The sequence below is a fragment of the Tersicoccus solisilvae genome (genome assembly GCF_014643255.1).
Classification (GTDB): domain Bacteria; phylum Actinomycetota; class Actinomycetes; order Actinomycetales; family Micrococcaceae; genus Tersicoccus; species Tersicoccus solisilvae.
This window is the reverse complement of the sequence record NZ_BMJI01000012.1, coordinates 1-24,851: the sequence shown is the minus strand read 5'-3', so window position 1 is coordinate 24,851 and position 24,851 is coordinate 1. Positions and strand designations below refer to the sequence as shown.

At 72.3% G+C, this 24,851-nt stretch carries 22 protein-coding genes; 18 read left to right on the top strand and 4 right to left on the bottom strand.

Annotated elements, in window-relative coordinates; translation table 11 throughout:
- Positions 1 to 20 precede the first annotated feature (20 nt).
- The 4 genes from IEX22_RS10115 to sdhC are packed head-to-tail and all read right to left on the bottom strand — an operon-like array spanning position 21 to position 3,494.
- Positions 21 to 803 (bottom strand): succinate dehydrogenase iron-sulfur subunit, encoded by a 783-nt coding sequence (locus IEX22_RS10115; protein ID WP_188668281.1) that lies wholly within the window; start codon positions 801 to 803, stop codon positions 21 to 23.
- Positions 803 to 2,578, bottom strand: a complete 1,776-nt coding sequence (gene sdhA, locus IEX22_RS10110; RefSeq protein WP_188668280.1) for a succinate dehydrogenase flavoprotein subunit — start codon at positions 2,576 to 2,578, stop codon at positions 803 to 805. Before sdhA ends, IEX22_RS10115 begins: the two co-directional genes overlap by 1 nt.
- 38 nt (positions 2,579 to 2,616) lie before the next feature.
- Positions 2,617 to 3,099 carry a succinate dehydrogenase hydrophobic membrane anchor subunit gene (locus IEX22_RS10105; protein ID WP_188668279.1) on the bottom strand — a complete coding sequence of 161 codons (483 nt, stop codon included), beginning with the start codon at positions 3,097 to 3,099 and terminating at the stop codon, positions 2,617 to 2,619.
- A 2-nt stretch (positions 3,100 to 3,101) separates the two neighbouring features.
- Positions 3,102 to 3,494, bottom strand: a complete 393-nt coding sequence (gene sdhC / locus IEX22_RS10100) for a succinate dehydrogenase, cytochrome b556 subunit (protein ID WP_438816619.1) — start codon at positions 3,492 to 3,494, stop codon at positions 3,102 to 3,104.
- Between the two features lie 331 nt (positions 3,495 to 3,825).
- Between sdhC and IEX22_RS10095 the strand changes: the two genes are divergently transcribed.
- The 18 genes from IEX22_RS10095 to IEX22_RS10010 all read left to right on the top strand — a co-directional run bounded on the left by IEX22_RS10095 (position 3,826) and on the right by IEX22_RS10010 (position 24,315).
- On the top strand, positions 3,826 to 4,992 hold the full coding sequence (locus tag IEX22_RS10095; protein ID WP_188668278.1) for a mannose-1-phosphate guanylyltransferase: 1,167 nt from the start codon (positions 3,826 to 3,828) through the stop codon (positions 4,990 to 4,992).
- A 49-nt stretch (positions 4,993 to 5,041) separates the two neighbouring features.
- Positions 5,042 to 6,316, top strand: coding sequence for an amidohydrolase (locus IEX22_RS10090; RefSeq protein WP_188668277.1), 1,275 nt, complete (start codon positions 5,042 to 5,044; stop codon positions 6,314 to 6,316).
- Between the two features lie 214 nt (positions 6,317 to 6,530).
- On the top strand, positions 6,531 to 7,637 hold the full coding sequence (locus tag IEX22_RS10085; RefSeq protein WP_188668331.1) for a BMP family lipoprotein: 1,107 nt from the start codon (positions 6,531 to 6,533) through the stop codon (positions 7,635 to 7,637).
- 161 nt (positions 7,638 to 7,798) lie between these two features.
- Positions 7,799 to 9,352 carry an ABC transporter ATP-binding protein gene (locus IEX22_RS10080; RefSeq protein ID WP_188668276.1) on the top strand — a complete coding sequence of 518 codons (1,554 nt, stop codon included), beginning with the start codon at positions 7,799 to 7,801 and terminating at the stop codon, positions 9,350 to 9,352.
- On the top strand, positions 9,349 to 10,731 hold the full coding sequence (locus IEX22_RS10075) for an ABC transporter permease (RefSeq protein ID WP_188668275.1): 1,383 nt from the start codon (positions 9,349 to 9,351) through the stop codon (positions 10,729 to 10,731). Before IEX22_RS10080 ends, IEX22_RS10075 begins: the two co-directional genes overlap by 4 nt.
- On the top strand, positions 10,728 to 12,032 hold the full coding sequence (locus IEX22_RS10070) for an ABC transporter permease (RefSeq protein WP_188668274.1): 1,305 nt from the start codon (positions 10,728 to 10,730) through the stop codon (positions 12,030 to 12,032). Before IEX22_RS10075 ends, IEX22_RS10070 begins: the two co-directional genes overlap by 4 nt.
- A gap of 5 nt (positions 12,033 to 12,037) precedes the next feature.
- Positions 12,038 to 12,457 (top strand): cytidine deaminase, encoded by a 420-nt coding sequence (locus tag IEX22_RS10065; protein WP_268236875.1) that lies wholly within the window; start codon positions 12,038 to 12,040, stop codon positions 12,455 to 12,457.
- 9 nt (positions 12,458 to 12,466) lie between these two features.
- Positions 12,467 to 13,807: a thymidine phosphorylase gene (locus IEX22_RS10060; protein ID WP_188668273.1), complete on the top strand. Its 1,341-nt coding sequence runs from the start codon at positions 12,467 to 12,469 to the stop codon at positions 13,805 to 13,807.
- 91 nt (positions 13,808 to 13,898) lie between these two features.
- Positions 13,899 to 14,582 (top strand): DedA family protein, encoded by a 684-nt coding sequence (locus IEX22_RS10055; RefSeq protein WP_188668272.1) that lies wholly within the window; start codon positions 13,899 to 13,901, stop codon positions 14,580 to 14,582.
- Between the two features lie 3 nt (positions 14,583 to 14,585).
- Positions 14,586 to 15,329, top strand: coding sequence for a DedA family protein (locus IEX22_RS10050; RefSeq protein ID WP_306464439.1), 744 nt, complete (start codon positions 14,586 to 14,588; stop codon positions 15,327 to 15,329).
- 40 nt (positions 15,330 to 15,369) lie between these two features.
- Positions 15,370 to 16,500, top strand: a complete 1,131-nt coding sequence (locus IEX22_RS10045; RefSeq protein WP_188668271.1) for an adenosine deaminase — start codon at positions 15,370 to 15,372, stop codon at positions 16,498 to 16,500.
- Positions 16,481 to 17,245 carry a nucleoside triphosphate pyrophosphohydrolase gene (locus IEX22_RS10040; protein ID WP_188668270.1) on the top strand — a complete coding sequence of 255 codons (765 nt, stop codon included), beginning with the start codon at positions 16,481 to 16,483 and terminating at the stop codon, positions 17,243 to 17,245. Before IEX22_RS10045 ends, IEX22_RS10040 begins: the two co-directional genes overlap by 20 nt.
- 97 nt (positions 17,246 to 17,342) lie before the next feature.
- Entirely contained in the window at positions 17,343 to 18,623 is a 1,281-nt protein-coding gene (eno, locus tag IEX22_RS10035; RefSeq protein WP_188668269.1) for a phosphopyruvate hydratase, read from the top strand.
- A 135-nt stretch (positions 18,624 to 18,758) separates the two neighbouring features.
- Positions 18,759 to 19,595, top strand: coding sequence for an FtsB family cell division protein (locus IEX22_RS10030; RefSeq protein ID WP_188668268.1), 837 nt, complete (start codon positions 18,759 to 18,761; stop codon positions 19,593 to 19,595).
- Positions 19,596 to 19,638: 43 nt separating this feature from the next.
- Entirely contained in the window at positions 19,639 to 20,235 is a 597-nt protein-coding gene (locus IEX22_RS10025) for a DUF501 domain-containing protein (protein ID WP_188668267.1), read from the top strand.
- Entirely contained in the window at positions 20,213 to 21,265 is a 1,053-nt protein-coding gene (locus IEX22_RS10020; RefSeq protein WP_188668266.1) for a Ppx/GppA phosphatase family protein, read from the top strand. Before IEX22_RS10025 ends, IEX22_RS10020 begins: the two co-directional genes overlap by 23 nt.
- Positions 21,262 to 22,713, top strand: a complete 1,452-nt coding sequence (locus tag IEX22_RS10015; RefSeq protein WP_229659934.1) for a S8 family serine peptidase — start codon at positions 21,262 to 21,264, stop codon at positions 22,711 to 22,713. Before IEX22_RS10020 ends, IEX22_RS10015 begins: the two co-directional genes overlap by 4 nt.
- 87 nt (positions 22,714 to 22,800) lie before the next feature.
- Complete coding sequence (locus IEX22_RS10010; RefSeq protein WP_188668264.1) at positions 22,801 to 24,315, top strand: NAD(P)/FAD-dependent oxidoreductase; 1,515 nt, start codon at positions 22,801 to 22,803, stop codon at positions 24,313 to 24,315.
- Positions 24,316 to 24,851 lie beyond the last annotated feature (536 nt).

Here is a 24,851-nt window from a genome sequence, read left to right as displayed (position 1 = left end):
GTCGTGGCGTCCGCGTCCGGTCAGATCGCGCGGGCGAGCACCGCCTGCTTGACCTCGGCGATGGCCTTGGTCACCTGGATGCCGCGCGGGCACGCCTCGGTGCAGTTGAAGGTCGTGCGGCAGCGCCACACGCCCTCCTTGTCGTTGAGGATCTGCAGGCGCATGTCGCCGGCGTCGTCGCGCGAATCGAAGATGAACCGATGCGCGTTGACGATGGCGGCCGGGCCGAAGTACTGGCCGTCGGTCCAGAACACCGGGCAGGACGACGTGCATGCCGCGCACAGGATGCACTTGGTGGTGTCGTCGAACCGCTCGCGCTCCTCGGCGGACTGCAGGCGCTCCTTCGTCGGCTCGTGCCCGCGGTTGACGAGGAACGGCATGATCTCCCGGTAGGACTGGAAGAACGGCTCCATGTCGACGATCAGGTCCTTCTCCACCGGCAGGCCCTTGATCGGCTCCACCAGGATGGGCTTGGACGTGTCCAGGTCCTTGAGCAGCGTCTTGCAGGCCAGGCGGTTGCGGCCGTTGATCCGCATCGCGTCCGAGCCGCACACGCCGTGCGCGCACGAGCGGCGGAACGAGAGCGACCCGTCGTGCTCCCACTTCGCCTTGTGCAGCGCGTCGAGGACGCGGTCCGTGCCGTACATGGTGAGCGAGAACTCGTCCCAGTGCGGCTCGTCCGAGACCTCCGGGTTGTACCGGCGGACCCGCAGGGTCACGTCGAACGTGGGGATCTCGCCGCCCCCGCCCGCGGACGCGGGGAGCTCGACCTTGGATGCCGGTTCGGCTGTCTGGGTGCTCATCAGTACTTGCGCTCCATCGGTTCGTAACGGGTGAAGATCACCGGCTTGGTGTCGAACCGGATCCCCTGGACGCCCTCCATCTCGGAGTCGGGGTCCCGGTACACCATGGTGTGCTTCATCCAGTTCGCGTCGTCACGATCGGGGTAGTCCTCGCGGTAGTGCCCGCCGCGGGACTCCTTGCGGTGCAGGGCGGAGACGGTCATGACCTCGGCCATGTCCAGCAGGAAGCCCAGCTCGACGGCCTCGAGCAGGTCCAGGTTGAACCGCTTGCCCTTGTCCTGCACGGAGATGGCCCGGTACCGCTCCCGCAGGGACACGATGTCGTCCAGGGCCTGCCGGATGGACGTCTCGGTGCGGAACACCTGCATGTTCGCGTCCATGGTCTCCTGCAGCTCCGACCGGATCTTCGCGACCCGCTCGGAGCCCTCCCCGGTGCGGACGACGTCGAGCAGGTCCTCCGTGTACGCGGCCGGGTTCTCCGGCAGCGCCACGAACTCCGCGCGGTTGGCGTACTCGGCGGCGTTGATGCCCGAGCGCTTGCCGAACACGTTGATGTCCAGCAGGGAGTTGGTGCCCAGCCGGTTGGAGCCGTGCACGGACACGCAGGCCACCTCGCCGGCCGCGTACAGGCCAGGCACCACGGTGTCGTTGTCCGCGAGGACCTCGCCCTTGATGTTGGTGGGGATGCCGCCCATCGCGTAGTGGCAGGTCGGGAACACCGGCACCGGCTCGGTGTAGGGCTCGACGCCCAGGTAGGTGCGGGCGAACTCCGTGATGTCCGGCAGCTTCGCGTCGATGTGCGCCGGCTCCAGGTGGGTCAGGTCCAGCAGCACGTAGTCCTTGTTCGGTCCGCAGCCGCGGCCCTCCCGCACCTCGTTGGCCATCGACCGGGCGACGATGTCGCGCGGCGCGAGGTCCTTGATGGTCGGGGCGTACCGCTCCATGAACCGCTCGCCCTCGGAGTTGCGCAGGATCGCGCCCTCGCCGCGGGCGGCCTCGGAGAGCAGGATGCCCAGGCCCGCGAGGCCGGTCGGGTGGAACTGGATGAACTCCATGTCCTCCAGGGGCAGGCCCCGGCGGAACGCGATGCCCATGCCGTCACCGGTCAGGGTGTGCGCGTTGGAGGTGGTCTTGAAGACCTTGCCGACGCCACCTGAGGCGAACACGACGCTCTTGGCCTGGAACACGTGGATCTCGCCGGTGGCCAGCTCGTAGCTGACGACGCCGGCCACGCGCTTGCCGGGCACCCCGTCCGCGCCGGTCTCGTCGATGAGCAGCAGGTCGAGGACGTAGAACTCGTTGTAGAACTCGACGTTGTGCTTGACGCAGTTCTGGTACAGCGTCTGCAGGATCATGTGGCCCGTGCGGTCCGCGGCGTAGCAGGCCCGCCGGACCGGCGACTTGCCGTGGTCACGGGTGTGCCCGCCGAAGCGCCGCTGGTCGATGCGTCCCTCCGGCGTGCGGTTGAACGGCAGGCCCATCTTCTCCAGGTCGAGGACGGCGTCGATGGCCTCCTTGGCCATCACCTCCGCGGCGTCCTGGTCGACGAGGTAGTCCCCGCCCTTGACCGTGTCGAAGGTGTGCCACTCCCAGTTGTCCTCCTCGACGTTGGCGAGGGCCGCGCACATGCCGCCCTGGGCCGCACCGGTGTGGGAACGCGTCGGATACAGCTTGGTCAGCACCGCCGTACGCGCGCGCTGACCTGACTCGATCGCCGCGCGCATCCCGGCGCCACCGGCGCCCACGATCACGACATCGTACTTGTGGACCTGCATGCTTCGATGACTCTTTTCTCTCGTGGTCGCCAGGCGTCTCAGGGGGCGGGGCAGAAGCTGCTGACGGTGGCGACGCCGTCGATCACCGGGCAGGGATCGAAGGTGAAGATCACCAGGGTGCCGAGCACGATCATCGTGCCCGAGGCGATGTACAGCACGGTCTTGAGCCAGAGCCGGGTCGCGTTCCGCTCGGCGTAGTCGTTGATGATGGTGCGCACGCCGTTGGTGCCGTGCAGCAGGGCCAGCCACAGCATGGCCAGATCCCACACCTGCCAGAACGGGCTGGCCCACTTGCCGGCCACGAAGCCGAAGTCGACGGCGTGCACGCCGTCGCCCGCCATCAGGTTGACGAACAGGTGCCCGAACACGAGGACGATCAGCACCACGCCGGAGAGGCGCATGAACAGCCAGGCCAGCATCTCGAAGTTGCCGCCCTTGCCCTTGCTGCGGCGGTACTGCGGGGCGATGCGGCCACCGGAGTTGTTGGGGGAGCGAGGAGACTCGACGACGATCCCGGACATGATCAGTGACCTCCGAAGGCGAACGTGAAGGCGAGGGACAGGTGGCGCACCAGGAAGGGGATCATGATGACGAACCAGCCGACGACGACGGCCCACAGCATCTGCCGCTGGTACTTCGTGCCCTGCTTCCAGAAGTCGACCAGGATGATGCGCAGGCCGTTGAGCGCGTGGAAGACGATGGCGCCGACCAAGCCGGCCTCGCCGAGCGCCATCAGCGGGTTCTTGTACTGCTCGATGACGGCGTCGTACGCCTGCGGGGACACCCGCACCAGCGACGTGTCCAGCACGTGGACGAGGAGGAAGAAGAAGATCACCACGCCCGTGATGCGGTGACCGACCCAGGACCACATGCCTTCACGGCCGCGGTACAGGGTGCCCATGGATGTTTTCGGCACTGAAGAACCTCCCTGCAGGTCCGAGCGCGGTCGCGGTCAGCGGTATCGCGTCCGACTCGGCCGGGCACTGCGAACCCGATGATCTTTCCCAGCCGCCACCGGTGCGAGTGGCCGTCCGTACGGCCGGCCGCGGCAGCGTCGACGGGTGGTCGCAGACCCCGGCCCGTCAGACCCACCATAGTCCTCCCGGGCGCGCCGCCGTGACCGTGGCGGCGCGCGTGACGGCGCGGTTCCGCCCCGCTGCGTCCCGCCGCCGGCCGCGCTGTGGGCGACGCCACACCGCCGCGACGTCTCCCGGGCCCGATCGGCGCCCTGCACTAACGTGGGGTCAATGAGCGAGCACGACCTGTCGACCCCCGTGCCCACCGACGCGCCCGCGACCGGGTCCGAGGCGGGAGCGTCCGTCCTGTCCCGGTTCTACGCGGTGATCCCGGCGGGCGGGGTCGGCACGCGCCTGTGGCCGCTCTCGCGCGCGGCCACGCCGAAGTTCCTGCACGACCTGACCGGCAGCGGGCACACCCTGATCCGCGCCACCTACGACCGGCTGGAACCGCTCGCCCCGGGCCGGGTGCTCGTGGTGACCGGGCAGGCGCACCGGGACGCCGTCGTCACCCAACTGCCCGAGGTGGACGAGGGCAACGTGGTGATCGAGACCGAGCCGAAGGACTCGGGAGCCGCCATCGGCCTGGCCGCGGCGATCCTGCACCTGCGGGACCCGGAGACGATCATGGGCTCGTTCGCCGCGGACCACGCCATCAGCCCCGACTCCCTGTTCCGGGAGGTCGTGGCCGAGGCCGTGCACACCGCCGCCACCGGCCGGATCGTCACCATCGGGATCAAGCCCACCTACCCGTCCACCGGTTTCGGCTACATCCAGCTGGGCGAGCCGCTCGCGGTGGACGGCGCCCCGCACGCCCTGACCGTGCGCACCTTCGTGGAGAAGCCCTCCGAGGAGGTCGCGACCGAGTACGTGGCCTCCGGGGAGTACTGCTGGAACGCGGGCATGTTCGTCGCCCCGACCGCCCTGATGCTGCACCACCTGGAGGCGGCCCAGCCGGAGCTGTTCGCCGGGCTGATGGAGATCGCCCGCGCGTGGGACGGCCCGGACCGCGACGAGGTCGTCGCCCGGGTGTGGCCGGGCCTGCCGAAGATCGCCATCGACTACGCCGTGGCCGAGCCGGCCGCCGCCGCCGGGGACGTCGCCGTCGTGCCCGCCGACTTCCGCTGGGACGACGTCGGGGACTTCGCCGCGATCGGCCGGCTCAACCCGGCCGGCTCGGGGGTCACGGTGCTCGGCGAACACGCCCGCGTGGTCACCGACAACGCCACCGGCGTCGTCGTCACCGGCACCAACCGGCTGATCGCCCTGATCGGGGTGGCGGACATCGTCGTCGTCGACACCCCGGACGCGCTGCTGGTCACCACCGCGGACAACGCGCAGGCGGTCAAGAAGACGGTGGAGCAGCTGAAGGCCTCCGGCGCCGACGACGTGCTCTGAGCGGCGCGGTCCGCCGCCGGCAGCGGCCGGGCTGACTAGAGTGGATGGGGTGGATCGCGCACCCTTCGGCTTCTCGTCCGACTCCGACCAGCTGCCCGTCGTCGGGCCGTTCCTGCGCCCGCTGCTCGCCGAGCTGACCGCCTTCCGCCGCGACCTGCACGTCCACCCCGAACTCTCCACCCGCGAGGTCCGCACCACCGCGCGGATCGCCGAGCGGCTGGCCGCCGCGGGACTCACCCCGCACCCGTTCGAGGGCACCGGCCTGTACGTCGACATCGGGCAGGGCCCGATCGCCACCGCCCTGCGCGGGGACATCGACGCGCTGCCCGTGCAGGAGGAGACGGGGCTGCCGTGGTCCTCCACCAACCGCGGCGTCTGCCACGCCTGCGGGCACGACATGCACACCACCGTGATGGTCGGCGTCGCCCTCGTGCTCGCGGACCTGAACCGGTCCAGCCCCCTGGCCGGGCGGGTGCGGATCATCTTCCAGCCCGCCGAGGAGACGATGCCCGGCGGCGCCCTGACCTGCATCGAGCAGGGGGTCCTCGACGGCGTGCCGCGGATCTTCGCCCTGCACTGCGACCCGCGGATCGACGTCGGGCAGATCGGCACCCGGATCGGGGCCATCACGTCGGCCTCGGACACCGTCCGGATCGAACTGACCGGCCGCGGCGGGCACACGTCCCGCCCGCACCTGACCGAGGACCTGGTCTTCGCGCTCGCCGAGATCGCCGTGAACGTGCCCGCCGTGCTGTCCCGGCGCATCGACGTGCGCAGCGCCGTCTCGGTCGTGTGGGGCCAGATCCACGCGGGCGCCGCCCCGAACGCCATCCCGGCCACCGGGTTCATGTCCGGCACCATGCGCTGCCTCGACGGGGACGCGTGGCTCGCGGCGGGTGAGCTGCTCGACGACGTCGTCAGCCAGGTGGCCGCCCCGTTCGGGGTGACGGTCGAGCTCGAGCACGTCCGCGGCGTCCCGCCGGTGGTCAACACGGAGGCGGAGACGGCGATGATCGAGGCCGCGGCCCGGGCCGAGCTCGGGGAGGACGTCGTCGTGCTCACCCCGCAGTCGATGGGCGGCGAGGACTTCGCCTGGTTCCTGCAGGAGGTCCCCGGCTCGATGTTCCGGCTCGGCACCCGCACGCCCGGCGGGGAGACGTTCGACCTGCACCGCGGTGACTACGTGATCGACGAGGACGCCCTCGCGGTCGGGGTGCGGGTGATGGCGGCGACCGCCCTGCGCGCCCTCGCGGAGGCCGGCGAGGCCCCCGCGTTCCCGCTGCCGGCCCGCACCGTCCGTGCCGCCGGGGTTACCGGTAGGTAACAAATCGCGTGTCGAGGTGTGAACTGGGCAACAACGGCCGGTCCGCTCGGTTATCGTAGGTGCCTGTACAGCCCGTCGCCGCGCAGCGGCGAGCACCACCGTCCGGCATCGCGGGCGGAACCGCCACGACGACCCCGTTCAGCCGGTCGCGGGAGCGGGGGGCAACTCGTCCTGGGAGGAACCGTTGAACACCACTGACATCACGGGCGCCGTCATGCCGCAGCGCCGTCGTCTCGCCGTCGGCACCGCCGCCCTCGGCGTCGCGGCCCTGCTGCTGGCCGGCTGCGGTCAGGCGCCGTCGTCCGGCTCGACCGGCGCCGCCGGCTCCGCCAACCCGTCGGCGAAGGACTTCACCGGCTGCATCGTCTCCGACTCGGGCGGATTCGACGACCGATCCTTCAACCAGTCCTCCTACGACGGGCTGATGAAGGCCAAGAAGGACCTCGGCATCACCACCAAGCAGGCCGAGTCGCAGGCCGCGACCGACTTCGGGCCGAACCTGAACTCGATGATGCAGGGCGGCTGCAACCTCACCGTCACCGTCGGCTTCAACCTCGGTGACACCACCAAGGAGGTCGCCGCGAAGAACCCCACGAAGCACTTCGCGATCATCGACTACTCGGACCCGAAGTTCACCGACAACGTCAAGCCGATCGTCTACGACACGGCCCAGGCCGCGTTCATGGCCGGCTACCTGGCCGCCGCGACGACGAAGACCGGGAAGGTCGCCACCTACGGCGGCATGAACATCCCGACCGTCACCATCTTCATGGACGGCTTCTCCGACGGGGTGAAGTACTACAACGAGAAGAAGTCCAAGAACGTCCAGCTGCTCGGCTGGAACAAGGACAGCCAGAACGGCACCTTCGTCGGCAACTTCGAGGACTCCGGCAAGGGCAAGCAGAACACGGTCAACTTCATCAACGAGGGCGCCGACGTCGTCATGCCGGTCGCCGGCCCGGTGGGCGCGGGCACCATCGACGCCGCCGTCGACGCGAAGAACGCCGGCAAGGACGTCAAGCTCATCTGGGTCGACTCGGACGGTTTCGAGACGAACACCAAGGGCAAGGACCAGATGCTCTCCTCCGTGATGAAGCTGATGGGCGACGCCGTGGAGACCGTGGTCAAGGACGACCTGGACGGCAAGTTCAGCAAGACCCCCTACGTCGGCACCCTGGACAACGGCGGCGTGGCCCTGGCCCCGTTCCACGACCAGGACGCGAACGTCTCGGCGGACACGAAGTCCGAGCTGGACCAGATCAAGAAGGACATCGTCTCCGGCGCCATCAAGGTCACCTCGAAGGCCAGCCCCCAGGGCTGACGAAGCCGCGACCGTCACCGCCACGACGGTCCCGCCCGGCACCGCCGGTCCGCCCGGGCCGGCGGTGCTGTGCGTCCGGCGCCGGCCCGGGTGGCAGACTCACCCGTGGCGGGGCGCCACGACGACCCCCGACGATCACCCCACGAAGGACGGGATGAGTCATGAGACTCGAACTGCAGGGCATCACCAAACGGTTCGGCACGTTCACCGCCAACGACGCCATCGACCTGGTGGTCGAGCCCGGCCAGGTGCACTGCCTGCTCGGCGAGAACGGGGCGGGCAAGTCCACCCTGATGAACGTGCTCTACGGGCTGTACGAGCCCACCGAGGGGCAGATCCTGATCGACGGCACGCCGGTCGCCTTCTCCGGACCCGGTGACGCGATGGCGGCCGGCATCGGCATGGTGCACCAGCACTTCATGCTCATCCCCGTGTTCACGGTGGCGGAGAACGTCGCCCTGGGCAACGAGAACACCCGCGGCGGCCTGCTCGACCTGGCAGCCACCCGGACCCGCATCCGGGCGATCTCCGAGCAGTACGGTTTCGACGTCGACCCGGACGCGATGGTCGAGGACCTGCCGGTCGGCGTCCAGCAGCGGGTCGAGATCATCAAGGCGCTGGTCCGGGACGCGAAGGTGCTGATCCTCGACGAGCCCACGGCGGTGCTGACCCCGCAGGAGACCGACGAACTGCTCGCCATCATCGACCAGCTCACGGCGGACGGCACCTCCGTCGTCTTCATCAGCCACAAGCTGCGCGAGGTCAAGGAGGTCGCGGACCGGATCACCGTGATCCGCCGCGGCAGGGTCGTCGGCAGCGCCGACCCGTCGGCGTCCACCACCGAACTGGCCTCGCTGATGGTGGGCCGCTCGGTCTCCCTGAACCTGACCAAGGACGCGCCGCGGCGCGGCGCGACCACGTTCCGCGTCCGGGACCTCACCGTCACCGCACCCAACGGCACCCGGCCGCTGGACGGGGTGAGCTTCGACATCGCGCAGGGCGAGGTGCTCGCCGTCGCCGGCGTCCAGGGCAACGGGCAGACCGAGCTCACCGAGGCGATCCTCGGTCTGCAGGCGCACGTCACCGGGGCCGTCACGCTCGACGGGACGGAACTGCTCGGCCGCTCCGTCAAGGACGTGCTCGCCGCCGGGGTCGGCTTCGTGCCCGAGGACCGCACCGTCGACGGGCTCGTCGGGCCGTTCTCCATCGCCGAGAACATGGTCCTCGACCTCTACGACCGTGCCCCCTTCGCCCGCGGCATCGGGATGAGCCCGGTGGCCATCCGCCGCCAGGCCGAGGAGAAGGTCGCCGAGTTCGACGTCCGCACGCCGAGCATCGGCGCCGCCGTCTCCACCCTCTCCGGCGGCAACCAGCAGAAGGTCGTGCTCGCCCGCGAGCTGTCCCGGCCGCTCAAGCTCTTCATCGCCTCCCAGCCCACCCGCGGGCTCGACGTCGGCTCCATCGAGTTCGTGCACCGCCGGATCATCGCCGAGCGGGACCAGGGCACTCCGGTGCTGATCGTCTCCACCGAACTCGACGAGGTGATCCAGCTCGCCGACCGCATCGCGGTGCTGTTCCACGGCGCTCTGATGGGCATCGTGCCCGCCGACACCCCGCGTGACGTGCTCGGCCTGATGATGGCCGGGTCCACCGCCGAGGAAGCCCTCGCCGAGACCGGCGCCGCCCCCCAGCCCGAGGAAGGACCCCGGACGTGAGCACGCAGGACCCCACTGATGGACCCCCCACCGCTGACCGGTCGGAGAACGACGGTTCTCGTGCCGATGAGGCCGCGAAGCCGACGTCGACGGACCAGTCAGCGGGGGAGGGGGCGACCCCGCCGCCCGCCGCCGCACCCGCCGGCGGGGGTCTGGTCAAGGACGACTCGTCGGCCTCCGTCGCGCGCCGGATCTTCTCCGGCAACGGGCTGGTGGCCGTGCTCTCGGTCGTGGCCGCCGTGATCCTCGGCGGCATCCTCATCGCCGCCACCGACGAGGCCACCGTCGCCGCGTCCGGATACTTCTTCGCCCGGCCGACCGACACCATCAGCGCCGGCTTCACCGCGGCGATGAACGCCTACGCGGCGCTCTTCTCCGGGGCCATCGTCAACCCCGAGGCGGAAGGGGTGACCGGCATGCTGTACCCGATCAGCGAGACCCTGACCGTGGCCACCCCGCTGATCCTCGCCGGCCTCGGCGTCACGCTGGCGTTCCGGGCCGGCCTGTTCAACATCGGTGCGCAGGGCCAGATCCTGCTCGGCGCGACCTTCGCTGCCTGGGTCGGGTTCACCTGGCACCTGCCGGTGGGCCTGCACATCGTCGTGGCCGTGATCGCCGCGATCGTCGGGGGCGCGATCTGGGGCGGCATTCCCGGTTTCCTCAAGTCCCGCACCGGAGCGCACGAGGTGATCGTGACGATCATGCTCAACTACGTCGCCATCTACCTGGTGCAGTACCTGCTCACGCAGCCCTCGTTCCAGCGGCCCGGGTCCTCCAACCCGATCAGCCCGCTGGTCGACGACTCAGCGATGTTCCCCCAGCTGCTCGGACCCGACCTGCGGCTGCACGCCGGCTTCCTCGTCGCCGTCGCCGCGGTCGTCGTCGTGTGGTGGCTGCTGGGCCGGTCCACCATCGGCTTCGAGTTCCGGGCCGTCGGCGCCAACCCGCACGCCGCCCGCACCGCCGGCATCAACGTCACCCGCGCCACCGTGCTCGTCATGGTGATCGCCGGCGCGCTCGCCGGTCTGGCCGGCGTCGCCCAGGTCTCCGGCACCGAGCGGGCACTGACCAGCGACATCGCCGCGAGCTTCGGCTTCGACGCCATCACCGTGGCGCTACTGGGCCGCTCCACCCCGTGGGGCACGTTCTTCGCGGGCCTGCTGTTCGGCGCGTTCCGCGCGGGCGGCGTCGCCATGCAGACCCAGACCGGCACCCCGATCGACATCGTCCTCGTGGTCCAGTCCCTGATCGTCCTGTTCCTGGCCGCGCCGCCGCTCGTGCGGGCGCTGTTCCGCCTTCCCGACCCGGGCCGGCCCCGGAGATCACGACGGCAGCAGCGCCGCCGGGCCGCCACCGTGAGCACCGGAGGTGCCGCATGAGCACGACCGTCACCGCCCCGGAATCGTCCGGAGCCCCCGAGGCCGCGACCGGCCGACGTGCCGCCGTCCGGTCCTGGCGTCCCGTGATCGTGTTCGGCATCGGCGCGGTCGTCGCGCTGGTCGTCTTCGCGATCGGCGCGCCGAACGCCACCGCCGTGTTCCGGTTCTCCGAGTCGGGCGACGCGTTCGGCCTGCCCGACCTCGCCCTGTCCGCCGTCGCCCTGGGCTGGGTGTGCGCGCTGCTGTGCGTCGCCGTCGCCGTCGTCGCGTTCCTCGCGGTGCGGGCCGGCCGACCGCTGAACCGGTGGCTCACCGTCCTGTTCTGGGTCGCGTTCCTGGTCGGTTTCCTCACGTGGGTGGTGGGCAGCGCGAAGACGCCGAACGTGTCCCTCGCCGGCCTGCTGGCCGGCTCGGTGACGCTCGCCGTGCCGCTGATCTTCGGCTCCCTCTCCGGGGTGCTGTGCGAGCGGGCCGGCGTCGTCAACATCGCCATCGAGGGGCAGCTGCTGTTCGGAGCGTTCAGCGCCGCCGTCGTCGCCTCGGTCACCCAGAACGCCTACGCCGGGCTGGTCGCCGCCTGCGTGGCCGGGGCGCTGGTCGCCCTCGTGCTCGCGGTGTTCTCCATCAAGTACTACGTCAATCAGATCATCGTCGGCGTCGTGCTCAACGTCCTCGTCTCCGGGCTGACCGGGTTCCTGTTCTCCACCGTGCTCACCCGCGACGCCGAGCTGTTCAACTCGCCCCCGCAGCTGCCGCACTGGAACATCCCGCTGCTGGGCGACATCCCGGTGATCGGGCCGATCCTCTTCCGGCAGACCATCGTCGGCTACCTCATGTACGTCGCCGTGATCGCGGTGTACATCGGCCTCTTCCACACCCGCTGGGGCCTGCGCGTGCGCGCGGTGGGGGAGCATCCCCGGGCCGCCGACACCGTGGGCATCAAGGTCAACCGCACCCGGTTCACCAACGTCCTGCTCGGCGGCGTGGTCGCGGGCCTGGGCGGGGCGTTCTTCACCCTCGTCTCGGTCAGCCAGTTCACCAAGGACATGACCGGCGGGCAGGGCTTCATCGCCCTCGCCGCGCTGATCTTCGGACGCTGGAACCCGATCGGCGCGTTCTTCGCGGCCCTGCTGTTCGGCTTCGCCACGAACCTGCAGTACGTGCTCTCGTTCCTCGGCACCCCGGTGCCCAGCCAGTTCCTGGCGATGCTGCCGTACCTGGTCACCATCCTCGCGGTCGCCGGCCTGGTCGGGCGCTCCCAGTCCCCGGCCGCCAGCGGCGTGCCGTACCTGAAGGGCTGACGGCGGTGTCGCCGAGCACCGACGGGCCGCGGACCATCGAGGACGTCGACTGGGACGCCCTGACCGCCGCCGCGACGGACGCGATGCGCCGGGCGTACGCCCCGTACTCGCGCTACCCGGTCGGGGCGGCCGCCCTCACGGAGGACGGCCGGACCGTGACCGGGATGAACATCGAGAACGCCTCGTACGGGGTGACGCTGTGCGCCGAGTGCTCGCTGATCTCCGCCCTGATCGCCTCCGGTGGCGGCCGGCTGCGCGCCTTCGTGTGCGTGGACGGCACCGGCGCGGTGCTGATGCCGTGCGGGCGGTGCCGCCAGCTGCTGTACGAACACCGCGGGACCGGGATGACCCTGCTCACCGTGAGCGGGCTGCGGACCATGGACCAGGTGCTGCCCGACGCCTTCGGCCCCGAGAACCTCGCCTGAGGAGGCGCCATGACCACCACGCCGAGGACCTTCGACGCCGTCGACGTGATCCGCACCAAGCGCGACGGCGGCCGGCTCTCCGACGCGGCGATCGACTGGGTGATCGCCGCCTACACCCGCGGCGTCGTCGCCGACGAGCAGATGGCGGCGCTGACGATGGCCATCCTGCTCAACGGCATGGACCGGGCCGAGATCGCCCGCTGGACGGCCGCCATGGTCGCCTCGGGCGACCGGATGGACGTCGCCGGGCTGCGCCGCGACGGCCGGGTGCTGCGCACCGTCGACAAGCACTCCACCGGCGGGGTGGGGGACAAGATCACCCTGCCGCTCGGCCCCCTCGTGGCCGCGTTCGGCGTCGCCGTCCCCCAGCTGTCCGGCCGCGGCCTCGGCCACACCGGCGGCACGCTGGACAAACTCGAGGCGATCCCCGGCTGGCGGGCGGAGCTCTCCACCGACGCCCTGATGGCGCAGCTGCGCGACGTCGGCGCCGTGGTCGCGGCCGCCGGCCCCGGCCTGGCCCCGGCCGACGCCCGGCTCTACGCCCTGCGCGACGTCACCGGGACCGTCGAGGCGATCCCGCTGATCGCCTCCTCGATCATGAGCAAGAAGATCGCCGAGGGCACGAGCGCCCTGGTGCTCGACGTCAAGGTCGGCTCCGGCGCGTTCATGAAGACCATCGACGACGCGCGGGAGCTGGCCCGCACCATGGTCGACCTCGGCGCCGACGCCGGGGTCCGCACCGTCGCGCTGCTGACCGACATGTCCACCCCGCTCGGGCTGACCGCGGGCAACGCGCTCGAGGTCGCCGAGGCGGTGGAGGTGCTCGCCGGTGGCGGCCCGGCCGACGTCGTCGAGCTCACGCTCGCCCTGGCCCGCGAGATGCTGGACGCGGCCGGCGTCACCGACGCCGACCCGGCGGCCGCCCTGGCCGACGGCCGGGCCATGGACGTGTGGCGGCGGATGATCGCCGCCCAGGGCGGGGACCCGGACGCGCCCCTGCCCGTGGCGAAGGAGACCGAGACCGTCGTCGCCCCCGCCAGCGGCACGCTCGCCCGGCTCGACGCGCTCGGCGTCGGCGTCGCCGCCTGGCGGCTCGGGGCGGGACGCGCACGCAAGGAGGACCCGGTGCAGGCCGGGGCCGGGATCACGCTGCACGCCCGGCCGGGGGACACCGTCACCGCCGGACAGCCGCTGCTGACCCTGCACACGGACACCCCCGAGGCGTTCGGCCGGGCGCGGGAGGCCCTCGACGGGGCCGTCGAGGTGACGCCCGACGGCGCCCCCGGGACGGCGGGACGCGGCCGCCCCGCAGACCGGTCCATCGTGCTCGAGCGGGTGGCCCGGCCATGATGCGGCCCGCCCTGTCTCCGCCCCGGCGATGACCCTATGATGTGGGCGTGGGGGCAAGGGAAGGGACAGCGTGCACGTCGTCAATGATCTGGTGATTCACGCTGCCTCGATGTGGTGGATCCACCCGCTGCTGCTGCTGTTCTGCTTCATCGACGGCTTCGCCCCGATCCTTCCCTCCGAGACGCTGATCGTCGCCCTGTCCGCGCTCTCGGTCTCCTCCGGGCAGCCCAATCTCGGCTTCGTCGCCATCGCCGGGTTCCTCGGAGCCGTGGCCGGCGACCAGGTCGCGTACCGGATGGGCCGGGCCGCCGGCGCCAGCGGATTCCGGTGGATGCAGGGCGCCCGTGCCCAGGCCACGCTGCACTGGGCACGGCGCGAGCTGGACAAACGCGGGGCCATGCTCATCCTCACCGCCCGGTACATCCCGGTGGGCCGCGTGGCCGTCAACTTCACGGCGGGCGCCACCCGCTTCCCGCTGCGCCAGTTCACGATCCTCGACATCATCGCGTGCGCCACCTGGATCGGGTACGGCATCGGCATCGGCATCGTGGCCGGCGCCTGGGTGCACGAGCACCCGCTGCTCGGAGCGGGACTGGCCATCGTCATCGCCATCGCCATCGGCTTCCTCATCGATCACGCCATGCAGTGGGTGTCCCGGATCAGGGCCCGGCGCGTGGCGCGGGCCGAGGCCGCCGGCGGGACCACGGCGGCGCGGCCGGCGGCCGATGCGGACCCGGCCTCGGTGCGGGAGAACGTGCGCAGCGAGAACGCCTGACCGGTGCCCGGACCGCTGCTGCTCCCGGCCCTGACCGCGGCGGCCCCGGCCGTCGTGCCGGTGCTGGTGCCGACCGCCGCCGGGCCGATGCAGGAGATCAACGACGCCATCGCCTCCCTGGCGGGCACCGCCTGGGTGCTGCCGGTGCTCTTCCTGCTGTGCGTGTGCGACGGGTTCTTCCCGCCGCTGCCGAGCGAGTCGGTGGTGGTCGCCCTGACCGCGATCGCCGTGTCCACGGGCAGCCCCGCCCTGGCCGGCATCGTCGTCGCGGCCGCCGCCGGCGCCATCATCGGGGACAACATCGCGTGGCTGATCGGCCGCTCCGTGGGCGTGACCCGCTTCCGGTGGATGCGACGCCGCCGCGTGCAGCAGGCCTTTCGCTGGGCGCGCGGCGAACTGGACCGGCGCGGCGCGCTGCTCATCCTCACCGCCCGGTACATCCCGGTCGGCCGGGTCGCGGTGAACATGACCGCGGGGGCCACCGGCTTCACCCGGCCCCGGTTCGTGCTGCTCACCGTCATCGCCGGCATCAGCTGGGCGGGCTACTCCGTCGTCATCGGGGTGCTCGCCGGCGCCTGGGCGCGGGACAACCACGTGCTCGCCGCCGGGGTCGCCATCGCGATCGCCGTGACGGTGGGCATCGTGGTCGACCGGCTCACCCACCGGCTCGCCCGGCGGGACCACGCGCCCGAACCGCACGAGTACGACCGGGGCCGGCGGCGCGCCACCGGCGACGACGCCGGCTGAGGCGGTCGGCCCCGCCCCGCATCGTCGCTACAGTGAGACCGTGACCGAGAACCTGAGCCCCGCCGCCGCAGCCGAGGTCGACTACCGCGTGCTGCCCAAGATCTCCCTCCACGACCACCTCGACGGGGGCCTGCGCCCGGCCACCATCGTCGACCTCGCCGACGGCGCCGGGCACACGCTGCCCACCACGGACCCGGCCGCGCTCGGCGCCTGGTTCGTCGAGTCCGCCGACTCCGGGTCCCTGGTGCGCTACCTGGAGACCTTCGACCACACGATCGCCGTCATGCAGACCGCCGACAATCTGGCCCGGGTCGCCCGGGAGTTCGTCGAGGACCTCGTGGCCGACGGCGTCGTCTACGGCGAGGTCCGCTGGGCCCCCGAGCAGCACCTGCGCGGCGGCCTGACGCTGGACGAGACCGTCGAGGCCGTGCAGGCGGGCATCGACGAGGCCACCGCCGCAGCCCGCGCCGACGGCCGGGACATCCTGGTCGGGCAGCTCGTCTCCGCCATGCGGCAGGCCGACAACGGGCTCGAGATCGCCCGGCTCGCCCTGCGGCACCGCGACCGCGGCGTCGTCGGCTTCGACATTGCCGGGCCCGAGGACGGGTTCGGTCCCGCCCGTCTGGCCGACGCGTTCGACCTGCTCGCGCAGAACCTGTTCCCCGCCACCGTGCACGCCGGCGAGGCCGCCGGGCTGGACAGCATCACGGAGGCCCTCGCCGTCGGCCACGCCCTGCGGCTCGGCCACGGGGTCCGGATCGCCGAGGACCTGACCGTGGACTTCGACGCCGGGCTCGAGGACGGCGCCGCCCTGGTCACCTGCGGGCCGGTGGCCAGCTGGGTGCTGGACCGGCAGATCCCGCTGGAGCTGTGCCCGTCGTCGAACCTGCAGACCGGGGCCATCGCCGCGTTCGGCACCCGGCTCGACCAGCACCCCTTCGACCTGCTCTACCAGACCGGGTTCAAGGTCACCGTCAACACCGACAACCGGCTGGTCAGCAACACGACGCTCAGCGACGAGATGGCCCTGCTGGTCGACGCGTTCGGCTACGACCTCGACGATCTGCTCGCGCTCACGCTCAACGCCGTCGACGCCGCGTTCGCGCCGCTGAGCGTGCGGATCGCGCTCGCCGAGGCGATCACGGAGAGCTATGACGGCCTCACCGGCTGACGACGCGCCCGGCCCCGCGGCGCCGGACGCCGGGGAGGCGTTCGCGGAGCTGGTGGCCGTGATGGACCGGCTGCGCTCGCCCGGGGGCTGCCCCTGGGACGCGGCGCAGACCCACGCGAGCCTGCTGCCGTACCTGATCGAGGAGGCGCACGAGCTGGTCGAGGCCGTCGAGACCGGCGGCCCGGACGATGTGCGCGAGGAACTCGGCGACGTGCTGCTCCAGGTCGTCTTCCACGCCCGGGTGGCGCAGGAGGCCGGGGCCGGCGCCGCCTTCGACGTCGCCGACGTGATCGGCACGCTGGTGGAGAAGCTGCGCCGGCGGCACCCGCACGTGTTCGCCGTGGACCCCGCGGCGACCGACGAGGTGGCCCCCGGCCTGGCCGACCTGCACCGGCGATGGGACGAGATCAAGCGGGTCGAGAAGCCCGAGCGCACCGGCCCGTTCGACGGGATCCCGCCGGGCCTGCCCGCGCTCGCCCTCGCGCAGAAGACCCTCGGCCGCGCCCAGCGGGCCGGCTGGGAACCGGCGGCGGATCCCGCCGGCGCCGCCGACCTGACCGAGGCCGATCTCGGCGACGCCCTGCTCGCCCTGGTCCGCCGCGGCCAGGCGGCGGGCCTGGACGCCGAGGCGGCGCTGCGGCACGCGGTGCGCCGGTACCGCGCCGACGCGGGGCCGGACACCACCGGATCCGCACCGGCGTCATCCGCTGCCGGCGACGCCGCGGGCACCGGACCCGCGCACTAGGCTGGGACTGCATCCGCGGGGACGGCCTGCCACCCGAGAAGCAGCCCGAGAACCGGCGTCCGATCACGTATCAGCTCGACAGAACAGGAGTGCTCCCATGGCCAGTATCGATGCCATCCACGCCCGCGAGATCCTCGACTCCCGCGGCAACCCGACCGTCGAGGTCGAGGTCCTGCTCGACGACGACTCGTTCGGCCGCGCCGCGGTCCCCTCCGGTGCCTCCACCGGCGAGTTCGAGGCCGTCGAGAAGCGCGACGGCGACGCCGGCATCTACCAGGGCAAGGGCGTGACCTCCGCGGTCGACGCGGTGCTCGAGACCATCCAGCCGGCCCTGCTGGGCTTCGACGCGACCGACCAGCGGCTCATCGACGCGACGATGCTCGACCTGGACGGCACCGAGAACAAGAGCAAGCTCGGCGCCAACGCCATCCTCGGCGTCTCCCTCGCCGTCGCCCGCGCCGCCGCGGAGTCCGCCGCCCTGCCGCTGTACCGCTACCTGGGCGGCCCGAACGCGCACGTGCTGCCCGTGCCGCTGATGAACATCCTCAACGGCGGCTCCCACGCCGACTCCGACGTCGACATCCAGGAGTTCATGATCGTGCCCCTGGGCGCGGCGACGTTCTCGGAGGGGCTGCGCTGGGGCGTGGAGGTGTACCACAACCTCAAGAGCGTGCTGAAGAAGGAGGGCCTGAGCACGGGCCTGGGCGACGAGGGCGGCTTCGCCCCGAACCTGCCGTCCAACCGGCACGCCCTCGACATCATCACCACCGCCATCGAGAAGGCCGGCTACACCCCGGGCAGCCAGATCGCCTTCGCCCTCGACGTGGCCTCGAGCGAGTTCTTCGAGAACGGCGCCTACCAGTTCGAGAAGCAGTCCCGCAGCGCCGAGGAGATGAGCGCCTACTACGAGGACCTCGTCGCCAACTACCCGCTGGTCTCCATCGAGGACCCGCTGGACGAGAACGACTGGTCCGGCTGGCAGACCCTCGCCGGCAACCTGGGCGAGAGGGTGCAGCTGGTCGGCGACGACCTGTTCGTCACCAACGTCGAGCGGCTGCAGCGCGGCATCGACGAGAAGGCCGCGAACTCGCTGCTGGTCAAGGTCAACCAGATCGGCTCCCTCACCGAGACCCTCGACGCGGTCAGCCTCGCCCAGCGCGCCGGGTTCACCACGATCACGTCGCACCGCTCCGGCGAGACGGAGGACACGACGATCGCCGACATCGCCGTCGCCACCAACGCCGGTCAGATCAAGACGGGCGCCCCCGCCCGGTCCGAGCGCGTGGCCAAGTACAACCAGCTGCTGCGCATCGAGGAGGAGCTGGACGACGCCGCCCGCTACGCCGGGGCGAGCGCCTTCCCGCGTTTCTCGGCCTGATCGGTCCTCGCGCTCGTTACGGTAGGGGGGACGGCGCCGCACCCGCGGCCGCCGTCCCTCCGCCGGCACGTTCGCCCCGCCCCAGGGGCGGGGAGCCACGTGCGGGGACGTACTGACCAGCAGCGCAGGAGAACGATGTCGACGCGACGACCCAACGTGCCCCGCACCGGCCCGGCCTCCGAGCCCCGCCGTCCCGGCACGGGCGACGTCGATGCCGCGGCAGCCCCGGCAGGCGCCGGCAGGACCGGCGCCCCGAAGACCGGCGCCGTCAAGGCCGGCGGCGCGAAGTCCGGTACCGCGAAGTCCGGGTCGTCGGCCGCGCGGCCGCCCCGGCCGGTCACCTCGGCCCTTCCCGTCACGCCCCGCGCCGTCCAGCAGGCCGAGGACACCGGCGACGAACGGTCCGGATTCCGGCTTCTGCGCGGGCTGCGCCGACCCGGACGCGGCGATCGGGGCCGGGCCGAGACGTCGTCGGCCTCGACCCGCTACACCGTGCGCCGTGAGGACGGGCGCGTCAACTACGCCTTCACCGAGGCCTCCCGGCCCGCGGCCGGCGGCTCCACCGCCGTCCGGCCCGTCCCCGCCAAGGCGTTCTCGGGCCGCCTGCTCGCCCTCGCCCTCGTCCTGGTCACCATCACGATCCTGCTGGCCCCCTCGGTGCGCACGTACCTCGGCCAGCGGGCCGAGATCGGCAGTCTGCAGCAGAGCATCCAGGACGAACGGGCCGAGCAGGCCCGGCTGAAAGACCAGCTGGCCCGCTGGAACGACCCGGCCTACATCAAGCAACAGGCCCGTGACCGGCTGTTTTACGTGATGCCGGGCGAGACGGGATACTTGGTGATCGGAGCGGACAGCACGGACGAGGTCCCGCCGGTCGCCACCTCGGCCGAGTCCGACGACGGGCCGCAGCCGTGGCTCGACGCCCTGTGGACCTCCGTGGAAGGCGCGTCGGCACCGAACAGGCAACAGTAGGACGGGTCCACCGGGCCCGATCCGGTCAGGAGAGGACGGGCACGTGAGACCTCACCCCGACGCAGCAGAACCCCGACCCGCGGATCTCGACACCATCAGCCTGCAGCTGGGGCGACCGGCGCGCGACGTCGTCGAGATCAGCGCCCGCTGCGTGTGCGGCAACCCGCTCGTCGCCGCCACGGCGCCTCGGCTGAGCAACGGCATCCCGTTCCCCACCACCTTCTATCTCACCCACCCGGTGCTGACCGCCGCCGTGTCCCGGCTCGAGGCGGCCGGGGTGATGGCGCAGATGAACGACCGGCTCGCGGCCGACCCCGAGCTGGCCGCCCGGCACCGCGCCGCCCACGAGCACTACCTCGCGGAGCGGGACCGCATCGGCCGGCGGGCCGGCACCGGAGAGGTCCCCGAGATCGCCGGCATCTCCGCCGGCGGGCTGCCGGACCGGGTCAAGTGCCTGCACGCCCTCGTGGGCCACGCCCTTGCCGCCGGGCCCGGCGTCGACGTCCTCGGGGACGAGGCGCTCGCGGCCATCGCCCAGGACTGGACCCCGGACCGGTGCGTCTGCACCGGCGCCTGGGACCCCGACGCCCCCGTCCCGACGAAGGATCTGAGCCGCCATGTCCGACGCCTCGCGCACTGAGCCCTCCACCGACCCGGCCGGTCCCGCCGCCGGCACTCCGGCCCCCGGGGCCCGCCGGGTGGCCGCCATCGACTGCGGCACCAACTCCATCCGCCTGTTGATCGCGGACGTGTCGGCGGACGGCACCGCTCTGACCGACGTCGTGCGCACCATGCGGGTGGTCCGGCTCGGGCAGGGTGTGGACCGCACCGGGCGGCTGGCCGAGCAGGCCCTCGACCGGACGTTCGCGGCGTGCCGCGACTACGCGGCGCAGTGCCGGGAGCACGACGTGACGGCGGTCCGCTTCGTCGCCACCTCCGCGACGAGGGACGCGCAGAACCGGCAGGACTTCGTCGACGGCGTCCGCGACATCCTCGGCGTCGAGCCCGAGGTGATCAGCGGGGACGAGGAGGCCGCCCTGTCCTTCGCGGGCGCCCTGAGCGTTCTCGACCCCGCCCGGCCCCTGCCCGCCCTCGTCGTCGACCTCGGCGGCGGCAGCACCGAGTTCGTGCTCGGCGACCGGGACGGGGTGCGCGCGAGCCTGAGCACCGACGTCGGTTGCGTGCGGATGACCGAACGGCACCTGAACGAGGACCCGCCCACGGAGGCGCAGATCGCCGCCGCCACCGCGGACATCGACGCGGCGATCGACGCGGCCGCCGCCGTCGTGCCGCTCGAGGACACGGCGACCGTGATCGGCGTCGCCGGGACCATCACCACGGTCACCGCCCACGCCCTGGGGCTGGGAGAGTACGACGCCGGCGCCATCCACGGCGCGGAACTGGACGTCGCGACGCTGCGGGCCAGCGCGGACGCGCTGCTGCACGCGACGCGCGCGGAACGGGCCGCCATGCCGTTCATGCACCCCGGTCGGGTCGACGTGATCGGCGCCGGCGCGCTGATCTGGTCCCAGATCCTCGAGCGGGTGGCCGCGACGACCGGGTCCGGCACGGCGCCGGTGCGCACCGCCGTCACCAGCGAGCACGACATCCTCGACGGCATCGCCCTGAGCGTGCCGGCCGGCACCGACGGGCCGTCGCCCCGAGCATGACGTCCCGCTCGACCTCCTCCGCTTCCGTGCGCCCGGCCGCCGGCGCCCGTGGCGGGTCCCGGCGCGCGACGGCCGGCGTGCTGGCGACCGTGCTGGCCGGCGTGCTGACCGGATCGGGCTGGCTGCTGTCGGTGTCGCCGGCCGTCGCCGTCCCCGCCCCCGTCCAGCCCGCCCCCGCGACGCGCACCACGACGCCGACCACCCCCCGGCCCACCGCTCCCTCCTCGGGCCCGGACGCGATGCGCGCGGCCGAATACTGGCTGCACGAGTACGGCTTCGACGAGGCGCAGAAGATCTCCCGCGGGTCCGGCGTCACGGTGGCCGTGATCGACACCGGGATCGCCACCGACCACCCCGACCTGGCGGGAGCGGTGGCGGGCGGCACCGACGTCTCGGGCGCGGGCGCGGCGAACGGCGCCGAACCGATCGGTTTCGAACCCGAGCACGGCACCATGGTGGCGACCCTGCTGGCCGGCCGCGGGCACGCCCCCTCCCCGTCCACGGCATCGGCCTCCGCGTCGGCGAAGGCGACCCCCGGTGCGTCGGGCCGGACCGCCGGCATCCTCGGGGTGGCCCCGGAGGCGCGGCTGCTCACCGTCTCGGCCTGGGTCGGGGACGGCAACCCCGGTGGCCGCGACATCATGGACCAGATCCCGGCGGCGGTGCGATGGTCCGTCGACCACGGGGCGAAGGTGATCAACATGTCCCTGACCAGCACGAGCACGTCGTGGCCGCGCAGCTGGGACGACGCGTTCGCGTACGCCGAGCAGAAGGACGTGCTCGTCGTCGCCGCCGCGGGGAACCGCGGCGGCGGCATCACGCAGGTCGGGGCGCCCGCCACCATGCCCGGGGTGCTCGCCGTCGGCGGCCTCGACCGGGCCGGCAAGGCCAGCTGGGACGCGTCCGCGCAGGGCATCTCGATCGGGGTGAGCGCGCCGTCCGAGGACCTCGTCGGTGGACTGCCCGGCGGCACCTACCGCACGTGGGCCGGGACCTCGGCCGCCACGCCCCTGGTCTCCGGCCTGGCGGCCCTGATCCGCTCACGCTGGCCCGAGCTGAGTGCCGGCGAGGTGGCGAACCGCATCGTCAGCACGGCCCACGACGAGGGCGCCGCCGGCCGCGACCCGATCTACGGGTTCGGCGCCGTCGACGCGGCCCGGGCCCTCACCGCCGACGTGCAGCCCGCCGCGGCGAACCCGCTCGGTTCGGTCACCGACTGGATCCGCGTGCACCGGCGGGCCGGCGATCCGCAGACCACCGCGCCGTCGGCCGTCCCGAGCCGCCGGACCGCGCAGGCGGTGCCCGTCCCCGCGGCCCCTGCGCCGGACCGGCCCGAGTCCGACGGCGGCGTCGTACCCGGCCTGATCGTCGTCGGCTTCGGTGCCGCGCTGGCCCTCGTCGCGGGTGCCGCGGCGGTGCATCTGACCACGCTGCGCCGCCGCCGCTGAGGCTGCCGATCCGCGCCCGCGGCACCCGGGAGGACCGGGCCGCCCCGGGCTCGTGGTGCGAATGCCGAAGTGGGTAGCATGGCCCCTATGGCGCCTACACCCCAAGTCGTGAATCGTCCGCGCATCCTGATCGTCGGTGGAGGCTATGTCGGTCTCTACGCCGCCCTCGGCCTGCAGAAGAAGATCAAGGAACAGGGCGGCATCGTCACCCTCGTCGATCCGCTGCCCTACATGACCTACCAGCCGTTCCTGCCGGAGGTCGCCGCGGGCAACATCGAGTCGCGCCACGCGGTGGTCTCGCACCGCAGGCACCTGAAGGACACCGAGCTGATCAACGGCAAGGTGATCGCGGTCGACCACGACGCCCGGACGGCCACGATCCAGTCCGTGGACAACGAGGACCCGTTCCAGATCAGCTACGACGAGATCGTGATCGCGGCCGGGTCGATCACCCGCACGTTCCCCATCCCCGGGCTGGACGAGGCCGCCGTCGGCCTGAAGGCCATCGAGGAGGCCAACGGCATCCGCAACCAGACCCTCGAGCTGATCGAGACGGCGTCGCTGACCGCCGACGAGGACGTCAAGCGGCGGTCGCTGACGTTCGTCGTGGTCGGCGGCGGGTTCGCAGGCATCGAGATCCTCGCCGAGCTCGAGGACATGGCCCGCGTGGCGGCCGAGCGCAACCCGCGGCTCAAGCCGTCCGACCTGCGCTTCGTCCTGGTCGAGGCGATGGGGCGGATCATGCCCGAGGTCACCGAGGAGCAGGCGGTCAAGGTCGTCGAGCACCTGCGCAGCCGCGGCATCGAGGTTCACCTGAACACCTCGCTCGCCTCCGCGGAGGGTGGCCACCTCAAGCTGATCTCCATGCCGGACAAGGCGCCGAAGGACGAGTTCGACGCCGACACCCTGATCTGGACCGCCGGCGTGCAGGCCAACCCGATGGCCAAGAACACCGGGTTCCCGCTGGACGACCGCGGGCGCGTCCGCGTCTCGGCGGACCTGCGGATCACCGGCGACGACGGCCCGATCCCCGGGGCCTGGGCCGCGGGCGACGTCGCGGCCGTGCCGGATCTGTCCGGTGAGGGCCCCGGCGGCTTCTGCGTCCCGAACGCCCAGCACGCCCTGCGCCAGGCCAAGCGCCTCGCCAAGAACCTGCTGGCGGCGCGCGCCGGTCAGCCGCTGGTCGACTACAAGCACGCCTCCCTCGGTGCGGTGGCCGGCTTCGGCACGTGGAAGGGCGTCGCGAAGATCGTGCTCGGCGGCAAGACCATCAAGATGGACGGCCCGTTCGCCTGGCTCGCGCACCGCGGCTACCACGGCATGGCGATGCCCACGGTGGAGCGCAAGGCCCGGGTGATCGGCAACTGGGCGATCTCCCTCGCCGTCGGCCGGGACACCACCCAGCTGCTCAACCTCAACGACCCGACCCGGACGTTCCGCGAGGCCACGTCCCCGACCCCGAAGATGGCCTCGCCGTCGACGGTGCCGGTCGGCACGGACCCGAGCCGCGAGCGCAAGGGCATCGACTCCCGTCGGCGGGTCATGCCGCTGACCCCGGGGCCGCGCGAGACGACGCCGGAGCAGACGCCCACCACGCGCTGACGCTCATCGCTCCACGTTTCACCGCCTGACGACGGGCCCGGGGTCTCCCCGGGCCCGTTCGTCGTGTGCGGGACGTGCCGGTCCCTGGCTGCGGCGCGCGCGGCTCCGCAGTGGGGCCCGGTTGCGGGGGTGCGTGATGGGGCTGGGGTGCTGGAGCCCTGGTCTCGGTCGCAGCGGAGCCCGGTTGCGTGGGTGCGTGATGGGGCCGGGGTCCTGGAGCCCGGACGGTGGCGTCGTTGTTCGGGCCGGGCTGCGGCGCCTTGGTCTCGGTCGCAGCGGAGCCCGGTTGCGGGGGTGCGGGAGCGGGCTGGGGTGCTGGAGCCCGGACGGTGGCGTCGTTGTTCGGGCTGGGCTGCGGCGCCCAGGTCTCGGTCGCAGCGGAGCCCGGTTGCGGGGGTGCGTGATGGGGCTGGGGTGCGGCGGCCGCGGCTCCGCAGTGGTGAACCGCCCCGGGTCTGGTGGAGGGTCTGATTCCCCGAGAGGATGATGATCATGCCGGCACCGAGGAAGTATCCGCAGGAGTTGCGGGAACGGGC

What these genes read in the sequence shown, in the direction of transcription:
- IEX22_RS10115 (WP_188668281.1), bottom strand. Translation starts at nt 803, where the DNA reads ATGAGCACCCAGACAGCCGAACCGGCATCCAAGGTCGAGCTCCCCGCG.
- sdhA (WP_188668280.1), bottom strand. Translation starts at nt 2,578, where the DNA reads ATGCAGGTCCACAAGTACGATGTCGTGATCGTGGGCGCCGGTGGCGCC.
- IEX22_RS10105 (WP_188668279.1), bottom strand. Translation starts at nt 3,099, where the DNA reads ATGTCCGGGATCGTCGTCGAGTCTCCTCGCTCCCCCAACAACTCCGGT.
- IEX22_RS10095 (WP_188668278.1), top strand. Translation starts at nt 3,826, where the DNA reads ATGAGCGAGCACGACCTGTCGACCCCCGTGCCCACCGACGCGCCCGCG.
- IEX22_RS10085 (WP_188668331.1), top strand. Translation starts at nt 6,531, where the DNA reads ATGCCGCAGCGCCGTCGTCTCGCCGTCGGCACCGCCGCCCTCGGCGTC.
- IEX22_RS10080 (WP_188668276.1), top strand. Translation starts at nt 7,799, where the DNA reads ATGAGACTCGAACTGCAGGGCATCACCAAACGGTTCGGCACGTTCACC.
- IEX22_RS10070 (WP_188668274.1), top strand. Translation starts at nt 10,728, where the DNA reads ATGAGCACGACCGTCACCGCCCCGGAATCGTCCGGAGCCCCCGAGGCC.
- IEX22_RS10060 (WP_188668273.1), top strand. Translation starts at nt 12,467, where the DNA reads ATGACCACCACGCCGAGGACCTTCGACGCCGTCGACGTGATCCGCACC.
- IEX22_RS10040 (WP_188668270.1), top strand. Translation starts at nt 16,481, where the DNA reads ATGACGGCCTCACCGGCTGACGACGCGCCCGGCCCCGCGGCGCCGGAC.
- eno (WP_188668269.1), top strand. Translation starts at nt 17,343, where the DNA reads ATGGCCAGTATCGATGCCATCCACGCCCGCGAGATCCTCGACTCCCGC.
- IEX22_RS10030 (WP_188668268.1), top strand. Translation starts at nt 18,759, where the DNA reads ATGTCGACGCGACGACCCAACGTGCCCCGCACCGGCCCGGCCTCCGAG.
- IEX22_RS10020 (WP_188668266.1), top strand. Translation starts at nt 20,213, where the DNA reads ATGTCCGACGCCTCGCGCACTGAGCCCTCCACCGACCCGGCCGGTCCC.
- IEX22_RS10015 (WP_229659934.1), top strand. Translation starts at nt 21,262, where the DNA reads ATGACGTCCCGCTCGACCTCCTCCGCTTCCGTGCGCCCGGCCGCCGGC.
- IEX22_RS10010 (WP_188668264.1), top strand. Translation starts at nt 22,801, where the DNA reads ATGGCGCCTACACCCCAAGTCGTGAATCGTCCGCGCATCCTGATCGTC.